This window comes from Fuscovulum sp. (assembly GCA_035192965.1).
In the GTDB taxonomy this organism is placed as follows: domain Bacteria; phylum Pseudomonadota; class Alphaproteobacteria; order Rhodobacterales; family Rhodobacteraceae; genus Paragemmobacter.
Map to the genome: position 1 here is coordinate 2,948,674 of CP136571.1, position 11,315 is coordinate 2,959,988.

Genomic DNA, 11,315 nt, shown 5'->3' on the forward strand with positions numbered 1-11,315 from the left:
CCGCACCGGTCACGGCTGCCACGGCCCTGACTCCACTTTCGGCGTAGCCCCCTGAATCTCGCGATAGATCGCCCGCAGCACATCCTGCAAACCCATCCCCGCCGCGCCGGAAATCACATGCACCGGCCCGCCCGACGCCTTTTCCAGCGCCTTACGCCGCGTGGTGATGGTCTTGGTATCCAGCGCATCGCATTTGTTCAGCGCCACGATCCGCCGCTTGTCGCCGAGAACGTCGGAATAAGCCTCCAACTCCGTCACGATGGTGCGGTAATCCTTGGTGATGGTCGATGACGTCCCATCTACCAGATGCAAAAGCACCTTGCAGCGCTCCACATGGGCCAGAAACTGTATCCCCAGCCCCCGCCCCTCGGATGCGCCCTCAATCAGCCCCGGAATATCGGCCATCACGAATTCCCGCCCATCCACAGCCACCACCCCAAGATTGGGGATCAGCGTGGTGAACGGATAGTCCGCAATCTTGGGCCGGGCATTGGACACGGCGGCCAGAAAGGTTGACTTGCCCGCATTGGGCAGCCCCACCAGCCCTGCATCCGCGATCAGCTTCAACCGCAGCCAGATGGTGCGCTCTACCCCTTCCTGCCCCGGATTGGCCCGCCCCGGTGCCCGGTTGGTCGAGGATTTGAAATACAGGTTCCCGAACCCGCCATTGCCACCCTTGGCCAGCAGAACCTTCTGCCCCACCCGGACCAGATCGGCGATCACCGTCTCTTCATCCTCGTCCAGGATTTCGGTCCCGACCGGGACCTTCAGGATGATGTCATCGCCCGTCTTGCCCGTCCGCTGGCTGCCCATGCCGGGCTGGCCGTTCTTTGCAAAGAAGTGCTGCTGATAACGGAAATCGATCAGGGTGTTCAGCCCGTCCACCGCTTCCGCCCAGACCGACCCGCCATTGCCGCCATCGCCGCCATCGGGGCCGCCGAACTCGATGAACTTCTCGCGCCGGAACGACACGCAGCCCCCACCACCGCCACCCGAGCGGATATAGACTTTGGCAAGATCGAGGAACTTCATCTGTCGCGCTTTCGTAAGGATTGGCTCTGGCGATAGTGGACATTGCCCGCAGGCTCAAGCCTCGCGCAACGCATGCCGCTTCATCTTGGCCCAAATACCCCAAAACCCCCACCGCAAAAGCGGCCGCCGGGGGTCGGGAAACCGGGGGTGCGGGGGGCCGGATCGTCCCCCGCCCTACCCGTTCAGTCCAGCTTGCGAATATAGGTCCAGGTTGGCACCCGCGCATTGCGCGCGACCGAGAACGTCTCGGCATCGCCCAGATACTGAAACCCCGCATTGGTCAGTACCCGCGCAGATCCCGCATTGTCCTGAAACACCTCGGCAAAGATCGTGCGGTTCTTTTGCGGGTTGGCCTCCACCAGCGCCCGCACCGCCTCCGACGCAAAGCCCGCATTCCAGAAGGCCGGCGCCACCCAATAGCCGATTTCCGACTGCCCGCGATCATAGCGGGTTTCGTCCATCCGCTTCAGGCTGATCACGCCCAACACCTCGGCCAAACCGGTCGCCGATCCGTCCATGACCCAGACATCCTCATCCCCACCCTGCAAGGTGGCGCGGGCCACAAAGGCCTCGGCCGCGCCTGGCGGCAACGGATGCGGGATCGACCGGGTGGATTCCGCCACGCGCTTGTCGCCCGCATACATCGCAAACAGCCCGGCATCAGACCGGCGCACGGGGCGCAAGGTGAACCGTCCGGCGGCAATGGCCCCTTCGGGCATTGCGGTGACTTTATCCAGCATCATGGCTTCCCTCCTCACGAAGCGCATGTCGGGGGCTGACCTGCCCCCTTCAAGTGGTTACGGCACGAATTGCGGGGAAATAGGCCTGCAGTCCGGCATTTTTGCGACCGGCCCCAAAGACCCGGATCGCGTAGCTCCCCCCGCCACTCCGGCCACAAGACCCGGAAATGACCAAGGGGACCGGCCTTTCAGCCGATCCCCCGTTTACAATCCAATTGTAAAGGTTCGGCTTACTCGGCTGCCTCCGCGACCGGGAGAACCGAAATAAAGGTGCGGCCTTTCAGGCCTTTCTTGAAGGTCACCTTGCCCTCGGTCACAGCAAAGATCGTGTGATCCACGCCCATGCCCACACCGTTGCCCGGGAAATAGGTCGTTCCGCGCTGACGCACGATGATGTTGCCCGGAATGGCAGCCTGACCGCCATAGAGTTTCACGCCAAGACGACGCCCTGCGGAGTCGCGGCCGTTGCGGGAAGAACCGCCTGCCTTTTTATGTGCCATTTGGTACTCTCCTTATTCCGCAGCGGCTTCAGCGGCCTTCTTGGCGCGCTTCGGTTTCGCAGGTGCCTCAACCGCCGGGGCGGCCTCGGCATTGTGGGCGGCGCGGCGCGCATCGGCGGTGCCGGTGGCTGCTGCAACGCCCGATTTGTCGGCGCCCGTGGCCAGCACTTCGGTCACGCGAACCAGCGTCAGGTGCTGACGGTGGCCTTTGGTGCGCTGCGAGCTGTGCTTGCGGCGACGCTTGACGAAGTGGATGACCTTCTCGCCTTTGATCTGGTCGATCACTTCGGCGACCACGGCCGCACCCGCAACCATGGGCACGCCCAGGGTAACGGTCTCGCCGCCGACCATCAGAATCTCGTTGAACTGGATCTTGTCACCAGCATTGGCAGCCAGCTTTTCAACGCGCAGCACGTCACCCGCCTGCACCTTGTATTGCTTGCCACCGGTCTTCAGGACCGCAAACATGGGTCGTCCTCTTCCTTGCTCCGCGTCCTGTGGCCCCCAAGCTTGGGCGTTCCGGGGTTTCCCCGCCTCGAACAGCGCGCCCTCTCGGGCGTCATGAAATATGAAACCCGCCAAGACTCACGCCTTGCCGGGATGCGCGCTTATCAGGGCAAGCCGTCCCCAAGTCAAGCGCGATCACCAGCCCCGGCCCAGCGCGCCGGATCGGACAACGGATCAGATATCCTGCCCCGCCATCTGCCGCGCAACCGCCACGCCCAACGCCCGCGAAATCGGCGTGAACACCTCGTCAAAGGCCACGAACAACGCCGCGTTCAACACCTGCCCCTCGGCAGATTCCGAGAAGGCGATATAGCTGTCCAGTTCCTCATCCGTCAGCGGCCCATAGGCCAGCGTCAGATAGGGGTACAGCCATTCCGTCGTCTGCTGACGGACATCGCCCTCCTGCCCCCAGACATCGGTCAGCATCTGCTCTTCGGTCATCTCGCCGCCGAAAGCACCGCCCTCCTGCATCCCCTGATAGAATGCGAGCGAGGCGTTCAGCGCGCCCATCACATTGGATTCGATCAGGTCATTCGCCGCAACGAACCGCTCCAGCTGGTCGACCCGCGCCGACTCCCCCGATCCCAGATCCTCCCACGCGATCCGCGCCGCTTCCTCTGCCGCATCATCCAGCAGGGTCCGCCGCGCCTCGACCTCCAGCTTCAGCACCTTCTGCCCTAGATCAGAGCCAAAGAAAGCCTGCATCGCCGCAATATCGCCGGGCGATTTCGCCAATTCCCGCGTCAGCGCCGCACCCAGCGCCGCTTCCATGCGGGGCGCTTCATAGATCAGCGCCATCGTGGCCTGCCAGCCCTGCCCGCCCGCACCGGGGAACATGTCCGCTTCCAGTTGCGTGCCGTAATCCAGCCCTTCCTGCCGCAAGATGCCGACCAGCTCACTGAACTGCATCGTTTCGGTCAGGGTCTTGACCTCTGCCACCACAGCGGCCGGAACAGCCTCGGCCTGCGCGGCCTCCTGCGCCATGGCAGGCAGCGGCAGGCCCAGCGTGGCCACACCAGCCACGCCCAGACCCAGCGCCAGAACAAGACTGCGGCCCAACTGCCCGACAGACGGCGCCAGCGTCTCATCCGCCGCCCGGCCCCGCGCCGCAAGACTTGCCATCCACTTGTCCATGTTCGCCCTCTTCCGCCCGAACTGCATCCGCTACCCCGTCCCTTGCGGCACCGCCGCGCTGGTTCGATCGCCCATCCTGTCGCCCGATGGCAGGCCGCCCCAAAAACCGCGCCCTTGCCCGCAAATACCTTGCCCGGAACAGCTAGAGACTGTCACCCCAAAAGCCAACCCACCCGACCCCACATCTGCGCGAGCATCCGCCCACCCCTTCTTTCCACGCGCCGCCACAAAACCCGCTTGCAACCCCCGCCACTCCCCGCTATGCACCCCCGCATTGACGACCCCCCAAGCGCGGAGAGGTGCCGGAGTGGTCGATCGGGGCGGTCTCGAAAACCGTTGAGCGTGCAAGCGTTCCGTGGGTTCGAATCCCACCCTCTCCGCCACTTGCCTTCCAACGCTTTGATTTTGCACAGAAAAAAGCGGGTAGGTTTCCCCACCCGCCATACACCCCGCCGAACCCTTTACGCAGTTCAGGCGGCGGTTTTCTGCTTTGCTTCCGACATCTGGGCCGCTGCGGCGGCAAGGTTGGCCTTTGCAAAGTCCAGCCTGTCGGCAATCGTCACAGCCGCAGCGGCTGCGCCTGCATGGTCGCACTCGGTGATGAGGCGCGCCAGGTCGCAGGCATAGTCTATGGCGTCTTGTGCATCGAGGAAGCCGTTGGGAAGTTTTGGGGCAGTCATGTGATCCTCCATTGATCGAATAACCGAACACTGTTACGATTTGTGGGAATAGTCAACACAAATCAGAACAGGGTTACGATTTGAACGCCGATCAATGCAAGATGGCCCGCGCGGCAACCGGTCTCGGGGTGCGCGATCTGGCCAAGGCGGCCAGCGTTTCGCCTGACACTGTGGCGCGGCTTGAGAGGGGCGAAGATTTGCGCCCCGCGACCGTCGAGACGATCCGGGGCGCGTTGATCGCGGCGGGCGCGACCTTCCTTGAGGATGATGGCGCAGCCGGGCCGGGCGTTCGGTTCAGACGAACCTGACGCCGAACGCCACACCGCGTTTCATGGATTCCTCGCTCAGGCCATCGAAGATTTCGGCAAGTTCCTCGCCCGAGTATCGCCGCGACTTATCCAAGCCCCGGATCGTCCACTCCTGAGGCGCGGGCGCTTGCGGAGTCTGTTGGCCTTGGGCTGCGAAGGCGGTGCCACTGCCGCCAACCGCGCCGCCACCTCCGCCGCCACCAGATCGAATAGCAGAGACAACCCGCATCCCGGCGGCGCCGACTGCAAGCATTGCCGGAAGCTTCTGGAAGAATGACAGCTTTGGATCGGCCAAAACCTGCGCCTGCGCGCGATAGACGTTGATCAGGGCCTCGGCCGCGCCGAATGCCCGCGCGGCTTTTTCGCCCCGCGCGCCTGCCGCAGATGCGAAGTCAGCCAAGCCGCCAAAGATGCCTTCTGCAAGTGCCAGGCGGCTGTTGCCGACCTCCTGATCAATCTCCAGAAGCCGCTGTTGGTATTCGGTCTCGAGTTGCAGCATGGCGTCTTGGTGGGCCGTTGTGCCAAGGATCTCCATGGCGCGGCGGTCCTGAAGGATCGTCTGGCCCTCCTCATACCAAGCGTCCACCACATCACGCTCGGATTGCAGGGAAGTTGTCAGCGCCTCAAGCTGCGCGGCGTATTGGTTTGTTGCCCCACCGCCTCCCCCGCCGCCACCGCGCCCGATGCCGCCGCCTGTAAGCTCTGTTCCGTCCCCAAGCGTGACCGGCCTGCTGCTGGTGGTGCCGCGCCCGCCAAACTCCTCCATTGCCTGCCCGCCGGGGGAAAACTCCACCGCCATCTGGGCAAGCTGGCGCTCGGCATTGATGCGGGTCATTGCGGCGTTGGCGACATCCCACATTGCCCCGGCCAAGTTCTGAACGGCACCGACCGCGCCTTCTGCGGAGAGGCCAATACCCGCCGTTGCATCAGCGGCAAGGCTTGCCGCGTATTCGACCTTATCCAACTCCATTCGGGTGTTGCGATAGGCCTCAAGCTGGTTCTGGATTTCCGCGACCTCTGCCCGCAGCGTGTTGACGTGGCTTTGCGACCCACGGTTGGCTGCCAGCCTTGCCTCCGCCGCAGCCAGTTCGGCCACCTTGCGGCTCAACCCCTCCACGATCAGGACTTCCTGTTCGTCAATGCCCAGCCTGATCGCCTCGGCGGCAATGCGGAAGTCTTCTGTGGCGGTCGTTAACCCCTCCAGCGCTTCCGAGAGTGCCGTGGCGTTTCCGGCGTTGTCAAAGAGGCTGGCCGCCAACGTGGGCAGCGCCACAGAAGCAAGCACCCCCGCCGCAATCCCCACCGCACCGAACCCCAGCGCCATATCCGGCAACTGGATGGCCAAGGCCTGCACGAAATTGCCCGTGGCGCTGGTTTGCTGCGCCACCTGCGAAAGCTGCATGGCAAACATGCGGCTATTTTGGCCAGCCCCAGCCATGGCCGGGCCGACCTTGCCGGTGTTGGTGGCCAGACGGTCGGCAGCGGCGTCGGCCTTGCCAGCGGCAGCGGTGAGCTTGTCGAGGTTCTGCGCCCCGGTGAGTGCCGGGGCGGAATCAACCTTGATCCCTAAGGTTGCGATATCGACCATGGCGAAACCCCCTCAAGCCGCCGCAGGCGGTGTCATCAACTCGCCCATCGAGGCCTCCAGCTTCTCGCCCGCAGCCTTTGCCTCGGCATCCTTGGAAAGGATTTCCGCGACGTGGGCAGGGTCAAATGCCTGCTCTGCGGCCTGCCGTGCCACGGCAAGCACATGCTGCGCGTCCTGATCCGCTTCGACGTAGGTCTCCCAATCTGCCACCAGTTCGGGGGCCACTTCGCGCTGATACATGTCGAGGAAGCGGTCTTTCATCTGCTTGTCCAGCCCGGCGAGATACTCAGGCCCCGACATGATCGCGGCCAGTGTGGTGGTGTCCCGGTCCTTGATCGCCTGCGCGAGATGCGTGGTGCGATCTTGCGGCGACAGGCTGCGGAAATAAGCGCGGATTTCCGGGGCGTGGGGGGTTTCCTGTCCCAGCCCCGTTGCTGCGGAGATGCGCGCCGTAAACTCCCCCGCTTTCTGGTTCAGGTTCTGGTTCAGCTTGGCCTGAACCTCCGCCATGTTGCCGGTCAACTTACGCGCCGCGGCTGCCACGCGCATGGCATGGGCTTCGGGCGTCTCGCTGGGCGAACGGGTGCGCGCCAATTCCTCGAGGTTGTCCACTGATGCCGCAAGGCGGTGCGCGGTGACATAGGTCGAGTGTGCCGGGCTGCCGGGCTTCATCCGCCCTTCCAGTTTTTCGGCCATGCGCTCAACCATTTTGAGGGCGGCGAGTGTTTTAGGGGTGCGATATGCAGACATTCGTTCTCTCCTTATAGGAACAATTCGAAGGATTTGGCGCCGTGGGCCCGCGCGCCGGCGAGTAGTGCAACGGCCCCGGCGGCTGCGTTGGCGTGGTCGTCATGCCCGCCGGGCGCGTGGTCGATGATGTCTTTGCCGCCTCGCGTGGTGCGGCGCTCCAGCCCGGCCAATTCGCGGGCGGTGATGGGGCAAGGCGACAGTTCCACCCGACCGGCATTCATGGCGCTGAGAAAGTCGACATAGATGGCCGATCGGTCCTTTGCCGTGGGTTCATAGATAATCCCGTGCCGCCGAAACTCGTTCGCAACCCATTGGCCGGCGTATTTGTCGCCGCTCACCCGGTTCACTCCATAGGCGCGCAGCACTTCGGCAAAATCCTCGACACTGGCCGCCGGGTCTCCCCTGCGGCCCCGCACAAGATCCACAACCGCAGCCTGCCCCTCACGGTGGGCAATGGCCAAGGTGAAGGCATCAGGGCCACCGCCTGAAGGATCGGCAAAGGCGACATACTGCACGCCCGGTTCTCGGGGCAGTTCCAAAGGCTTCTCACGCTGCGCGGCGTTGATCGCCTCGATGCCCAGAAACGCCTCCAGATCGCTGCGAAACTGCGCCAGGTATTCGGCAGACGCCCGCGCTGGGTCTTGCTCCATCGCATCGGCCACAACCTTCTCCGCAAGCTGCGGATTCATGGTGCGGGATGGGGCCTGCGCCACCAGCACCCGCCCAGCCTTGCCGAAATGCCGCCGATAGGCGTTCCACAGCGCCCCGCGCTTGCTGTGCGGGCTGCTGATCGCCAGAAGCTTGCCGTTGAGCGTGGCAAGGGCAGGCCGTAGCGCCGCGACCACCTCCTCATCAGGGTTCGCCCCCTCCGACTGCCAGAAGGCGATCTCATCCCCCACAACGGCCGCCAGCGTGTAGCCGCGCACGCTTCGGAAGCTGGCCGTGGCAATCTCGATCACCGACCGGTTGGCAAACTCGATGATGGTATCGGTGTAGCGCGTCACTTCCCGGGCAAGCATGGGGTTCTCAAGGAAGCCCTTCACATAGCGAATCAAGCTGCGGGCTTGCTTCTGATCACCGGCGATCAGCATGACAGTGGCAACCTCGCCCGGTGCAAGCTTGGGCCGGTGATCCATAAACACCGCCTCAAACACCGCCACCAGCGCCGCAGCACGGCTCTTGCCGCCCCGACGCCCCACGGCAAGCCAAAGTTCATCATGCGCCTCTGTGGGCAGTTCCTCGCGCCGGGTGATCTCTTGCCAGATCGCCGCCTCGTCTTCGGTGAGGGACAGGCCATAGAAGCCGCAGAGAAGCGCGCGCCATGCGGCGAAGCTTTCACCGCCCAACTCAAGGCCGAACAACTTGGGGTCTGTCATGGCGGTGCGGATATCAGGCATCAGCGCGCCTCGTGCCTTGCAGATACTCTTGCAGTCCGGTCACATTGCGCGGCACACGGGGCAGGCCGATCTTGGCTGCAAGGCCCGCATAGGCATTCACCGCCTGTGTGTATCGCCCCACATCGAAGGGCTTGCCCTCGGCAAGGTGGCGCTCCTGTGTGGTGATCCAGTATTCCGCCCAGATCGCCCGCTCCACCAGCGACCGCTCCAGATAGGACAGGGTATCGGCCCCGCCACGATCAGCACAGACCTCGGCATAGCGCGCCCTCAGTTCCTGCGCGATGGCGCTGCGCCCGTCGAGCTTGTCGAGATAGCCCATGATGTATTCGTCTGGCACCTTCGGAGACGGCATTGATCGGGCCTCGTGCTACATTGCGTGAATAGTGGGCGTACATCGCCCCGCCATTGGTCGCCTATTTTCGCAAGTATAGCGCGTTTATGGCGGGTTGTTGAGATACACAATCAGTAACAATCAATTTTATCATATGCTTGGCGGCTATTATGGCGGAAATTATGTCCGCCTTGATGGGTAGGGGTTCGGAATGTTGCCTGATTTCGGCCTGTCCGATCTGCCTCTGATCCATCGGGTTTCCCCTCTGGTGGGGAAAGGTGGGGGGCTGTCCTGCTCTCCCCCCCACCACCCCCACACCCCTATAGAAGGTGGGGGTGGGGGTGGGGTTGGGTGGGTTTTGCAAGGTTGGGGGTATAGGTGGGGGAAGGTGGGGGAAGGTGGGGGAAGGTGGGGGTGCATCATTCCACCTCACCCGGATCATTTGGCCCCGGAAAGACGTGCGGCACATCCTTGCCCTTGCTGTTTCGGATGTGTTCGACGGCAAGAACGCCCGTGTCGATCCACTTGCTCAGCATCGTCTTGATGCGGGCAAGGTCGCTTGCCTTGGACAGATCGAGGCGCAGCACGTCAGCCACGATATGCCCGGCCCAATCGGCGGCTTGGCTGTTCTCACGTGCAGGCGCATCCCTTGCAGCGCGGTCGGCAAGGATAGCCCGAACCCGCCGCGCGTCGTCCACCTTCACGCCTGCGAAGGCCTCAGGCCAAGACCACGGCCGGATTGCGGGGTATGTGCCTCCGTTGCCGATCTCCACCCCGATCTTTTCAAACCACCTGTTGCGGTCGGATGAAGGCGGGGCAAGGTTGCTTTCGGCCTCGGCCACGCGGAAGTAATTGCGGAAGTCCTCCACCCCGGATTGCGCGCCCTCGGCCTCGGACATTGGCACCAGAAGGCGGTTGAAGCGCGCTACCCCGCGAAGGGCAGAACCGCCGCGCCCGTCATCCATCGAGGCGGCAACCCCTTGGACGGCCTTCCGCGTGTGGTGAATGATGCCCAAGGCGGTATCTGTATCGGCCGCCAGTTTGCGCAGGCGCTTGCCCAAGGTCCGGAAAGCCTCATTGGTTTCCGGGCTTTCCGACAGGTCTTGAAGCGGGTCAAAGATTGCCAGGCGGATGCCCAGACGTGTGATTTCGTCCTCAAGGAAGCGGAAAGCGTCCTCGTTGATCGTGGCCGTTTCCCCCGCCATCAAGATCAGGTTGCGGCCCGGTTCCAACCCAGACGCCAGAACATACCGCCCAACCAACTCGCGCTGATCAACGCCCATGTGCTTCGCCACCGCGACGCTGCGGGCGTCCAGTATCGGGCGGGTGTCTTCGGCGTTGTAGTAAAGCACTGGCGCAGGTTCACCGGGCCTCCCCCAGATCGCACCGCGACCGGTGGCCATGTCGATGGCTTCAGCCATGCCCAGCAGAGATTTACCCAGTTTGGGCGGCGCTATCGTCTGGGTGATGAACCCTGCCGCATAATGGTCGCCATAGACAAAGGGAACGCGCGGGATCTTGGCGGGGTCGATCAACTGCCAGCCGTCAAACGGACGTAGGGGCGGGTTTGGAATGATCACGCTGGGCGGCTGAGCGGTTCGACTGCCTTCAGCCAGCCAGATCGGATCGGTTACGGGGTCGGCCTCATCTTGCGTAAGCCAATCCCCTCCCCAAAAGATCTGCCGAAACCCATTGTTGATACGCCGCTGGCCTTCGCGAAAGGTTGGGCCTGTCATTCCCCCGCCCTCCGCACCAAAGAGGGAAGGCCTTCATATTCCGCCTTTCGGATTGCGAGGTCGAAAGCCTCAGCGCGAGTTTCGCAGGCATTAGCCACCAGCACGCGGCCACGAAACGCGACCACGGCCGCCCATTGATCGCGCCATGCGCGCACAGCTGTGTAAGCCCCATCAGGCCAGATTCGGCTAGCCATGGTTGCCACCTCCCGTGGCGCCGCGCGCGCGTATTGGTTGGCGGGTTGCCAGCTTGTCCTGTGAGGGGTATTCTTGCGGCCTGCGTGCCTCGACATCAGCCCCGGTTGCGCCTCGCCGCGCTCCGGGGTCTCTCATTTCCAATCCCATGCCTGCACCTCACGCTGCCGTCGCGCGGGTTTTTTCCCATGCCTCGATGTCAGGAAGCTTCCAGCGGGTCGTGCCGCCTGACAGCTTGATGGCGCGTGGAAAGGTCGGGTCTTCGCGGTGCCAGCGCCAGACGGTGACCTCGGTCACTCCATAGCGTTCGGCAAGCTGGCGGTCGGAAAGGTATTTCATGGCCTGCACCCCATTGTTGCGGATGAAGCCATGATGATTTCGGATGAAGCCGTTACGCCAATTTGGCCGTGTAGAACAAAG

At 63.5% G+C, this 11,315-nt stretch carries 13 protein-coding genes and 1 tRNA gene; 2 read left to right on the forward strand and 12 right to left on the reverse strand.

What is annotated here, in order from left to right:
• Positions 1–9: 9 nt before the first annotated feature.
• The 5 genes from obgE to RSE12_14480 all read right to left on the reverse strand — a co-directional run bounded on the left by obgE (position 10) and on the right by RSE12_14480 (position 3,913).
• Positions 10–1,032: a GTPase ObgE gene (obgE, locus tag RSE12_14460; GenBank protein ID WRH61566.1), complete on the reverse strand. Its 1,023-nt coding sequence runs from the start codon at positions 1,030–1,032 to the stop codon at positions 10–12.
• A 182-nt stretch (positions 1,033–1,214) separates the two neighbouring features.
• Complete coding sequence (locus RSE12_14465; GenBank protein ID WRH61567.1) at positions 1,215–1,775, reverse strand: GNAT family N-acetyltransferase; 561 nt, start codon at positions 1,773–1,775, stop codon at positions 1,215–1,217.
• 227 nt (positions 1,776–2,002) lie between these two features.
• Positions 2,003–2,272, reverse strand: a complete 270-nt coding sequence (rpmA, locus tag RSE12_14470; protein ID WRH61568.1) for a 50S ribosomal protein L27 — start codon at positions 2,270–2,272, stop codon at positions 2,003–2,005.
• A 12-nt stretch (positions 2,273–2,284) separates the two neighbouring features.
• On the reverse strand, positions 2,285–2,740 hold the full coding sequence (rplU, locus tag RSE12_14475) for a 50S ribosomal protein L21 (protein WRH61569.1): 456 nt from the start codon (positions 2,738–2,740) through the stop codon (positions 2,285–2,287).
• 213 nt (positions 2,741–2,953) lie between these two features.
• On the reverse strand, positions 2,954–3,913 hold the full coding sequence (locus tag RSE12_14480) for a DUF2059 domain-containing protein (protein ID WRH61570.1): 960 nt from the start codon (positions 3,911–3,913) through the stop codon (positions 2,954–2,956).
• A 293-nt stretch (positions 3,914–4,206) separates the two neighbouring features.
• Between RSE12_14480 and RSE12_14485 the strand changes: the two genes are divergently transcribed.
• Positions 4,207–4,296 (forward strand) — tRNA-Ser (locus RSE12_14485).
• Positions 4,297–4,383: 87 nt separating this feature from the next.
• On the opposite strand, the gene RSE12_14490 is transcribed toward RSE12_14485, so the two are convergent.
• Positions 4,384–4,593, reverse strand: a complete 210-nt coding sequence (locus RSE12_14490) for a hypothetical protein (protein WRH61571.1) — start codon at positions 4,591–4,593, stop codon at positions 4,384–4,386.
• 101 nt (positions 4,594–4,694) lie between these two features.
• On the opposite strand from RSE12_14490, the gene RSE12_14495 reads away from it, so the two are divergent.
• Entirely contained in the window at positions 4,695–4,901 is a 207-nt protein-coding gene (locus RSE12_14495; protein ID WRH61572.1) for a helix-turn-helix transcriptional regulator, read from the forward strand.
• Here the strand turns inward: RSE12_14495 and RSE12_14500 are convergent.
• From RSE12_14500 to RSE12_14525, 6 genes are all read right to left on the reverse strand, one after another.
• Positions 4,888–6,489 carry a hypothetical protein gene (locus RSE12_14500; GenBank protein WRH61573.1) on the reverse strand — a complete coding sequence of 534 codons (1,602 nt, stop codon included), beginning with the start codon at positions 6,487–6,489 and terminating at the stop codon, positions 4,888–4,890. The two genes, RSE12_14495 and RSE12_14500, sit on opposite strands and share 14 nt — an antisense overlap.
• Before the next feature lie 12 nt (positions 6,490–6,501).
• On the reverse strand, positions 6,502–7,239 hold the full coding sequence (locus RSE12_14505; GenBank protein WRH61574.1) for a hypothetical protein: 738 nt from the start codon (positions 7,237–7,239) through the stop codon (positions 6,502–6,504).
• 11 nt (positions 7,240–7,250) lie between these two features.
• Positions 7,251–8,636: a hypothetical protein gene (locus tag RSE12_14510; GenBank protein ID WRH61575.1), complete on the reverse strand. Its 1,386-nt coding sequence runs from the start codon at positions 8,634–8,636 to the stop codon at positions 7,251–7,253.
• Positions 8,629–8,988 (reverse strand): hypothetical protein, encoded by a 360-nt coding sequence (locus RSE12_14515; GenBank protein ID WRH61576.1) that lies wholly within the window; start codon positions 8,986–8,988, stop codon positions 8,629–8,631. Before RSE12_14515 ends, RSE12_14510 begins: the two co-directional genes overlap by 8 nt.
• A gap of 398 nt (positions 8,989–9,386) precedes the next feature.
• On the reverse strand, positions 9,387–10,703 hold the full coding sequence (locus RSE12_14520) for an AAA family ATPase (GenBank protein ID WRH61577.1): 1,317 nt from the start codon (positions 10,701–10,703) through the stop codon (positions 9,387–9,389).
• Between the two features lie 351 nt (positions 10,704–11,054).
• Positions 11,055–11,234, reverse strand: coding sequence for an AlpA family phage regulatory protein (locus RSE12_14525; GenBank protein WRH61578.1), 180 nt, complete (start codon positions 11,232–11,234; stop codon positions 11,055–11,057).
• Positions 11,235–11,315: the final 81 nt, after the last annotated feature.

Coding starts and splice junctions, on each gene's coding strand:
- RSE12_14520 (WRH61577.1), bottom strand. CDS start 10,703: ATGACAGGCCCAACCTTTCGCGAAGGCCAGCGGCGTATCAACAATGGG.
- RSE12_14525 (WRH61578.1), bottom strand. CDS start 11,234: ATGAAATACCTTTCCGACCGCCAGCTTGCCGAACGCTATGGAGTGACC.
- rplU (WRH61569.1), bottom strand. CDS start 2,740: ATGTTTGCGGTCCTGAAGACCGGTGGCAAGCAATACAAGGTGCAGGCG.
- RSE12_14465 (WRH61567.1), bottom strand. CDS start 1,775: ATGATGCTGGATAAAGTCACCGCAATGCCCGAAGGGGCCATTGCCGCC.
- RSE12_14515 (WRH61576.1), bottom strand. CDS start 8,988: ATGCCGTCTCCGAAGGTGCCAGACGAATACATCATGGGCTATCTCGAC.
- RSE12_14500 (WRH61573.1), bottom strand. CDS start 6,489: ATGGTCGATATCGCAACCTTAGGGATCAAGGTTGATTCCGCCCCGGCA.
- RSE12_14505 (WRH61574.1), bottom strand. CDS start 7,239: ATGTCTGCATATCGCACCCCTAAAACACTCGCCGCCCTCAAAATGGTT.
- RSE12_14490 (WRH61571.1), bottom strand. CDS start 4,593: ATGACTGCCCCAAAACTTCCCAACGGCTTCCTCGATGCACAAGACGCC.
- RSE12_14495 (WRH61572.1), top strand. CDS start 4,695: ATGGCCCGCGCGGCAACCGGTCTCGGGGTGCGCGATCTGGCCAAGGCG.
- RSE12_14510 (WRH61575.1), bottom strand. CDS start 8,636: ATGCCTGATATCCGCACCGCCATGACAGACCCCAAGTTGTTCGGCCTT.
- obgE (WRH61566.1), bottom strand. CDS start 1,032: ATGAAGTTCCTCGATCTTGCCAAAGTCTATATCCGCTCGGGTGGCGGT.
- rpmA (WRH61568.1), bottom strand. CDS start 2,272: ATGGCACATAAAAAGGCAGGCGGTTCTTCCCGCAACGGCCGCGACTCC.
- RSE12_14480 (WRH61570.1), bottom strand. CDS start 3,913: ATGGACAAGTGGATGGCAAGTCTTGCGGCGCGGGGCCGGGCGGCGGAT.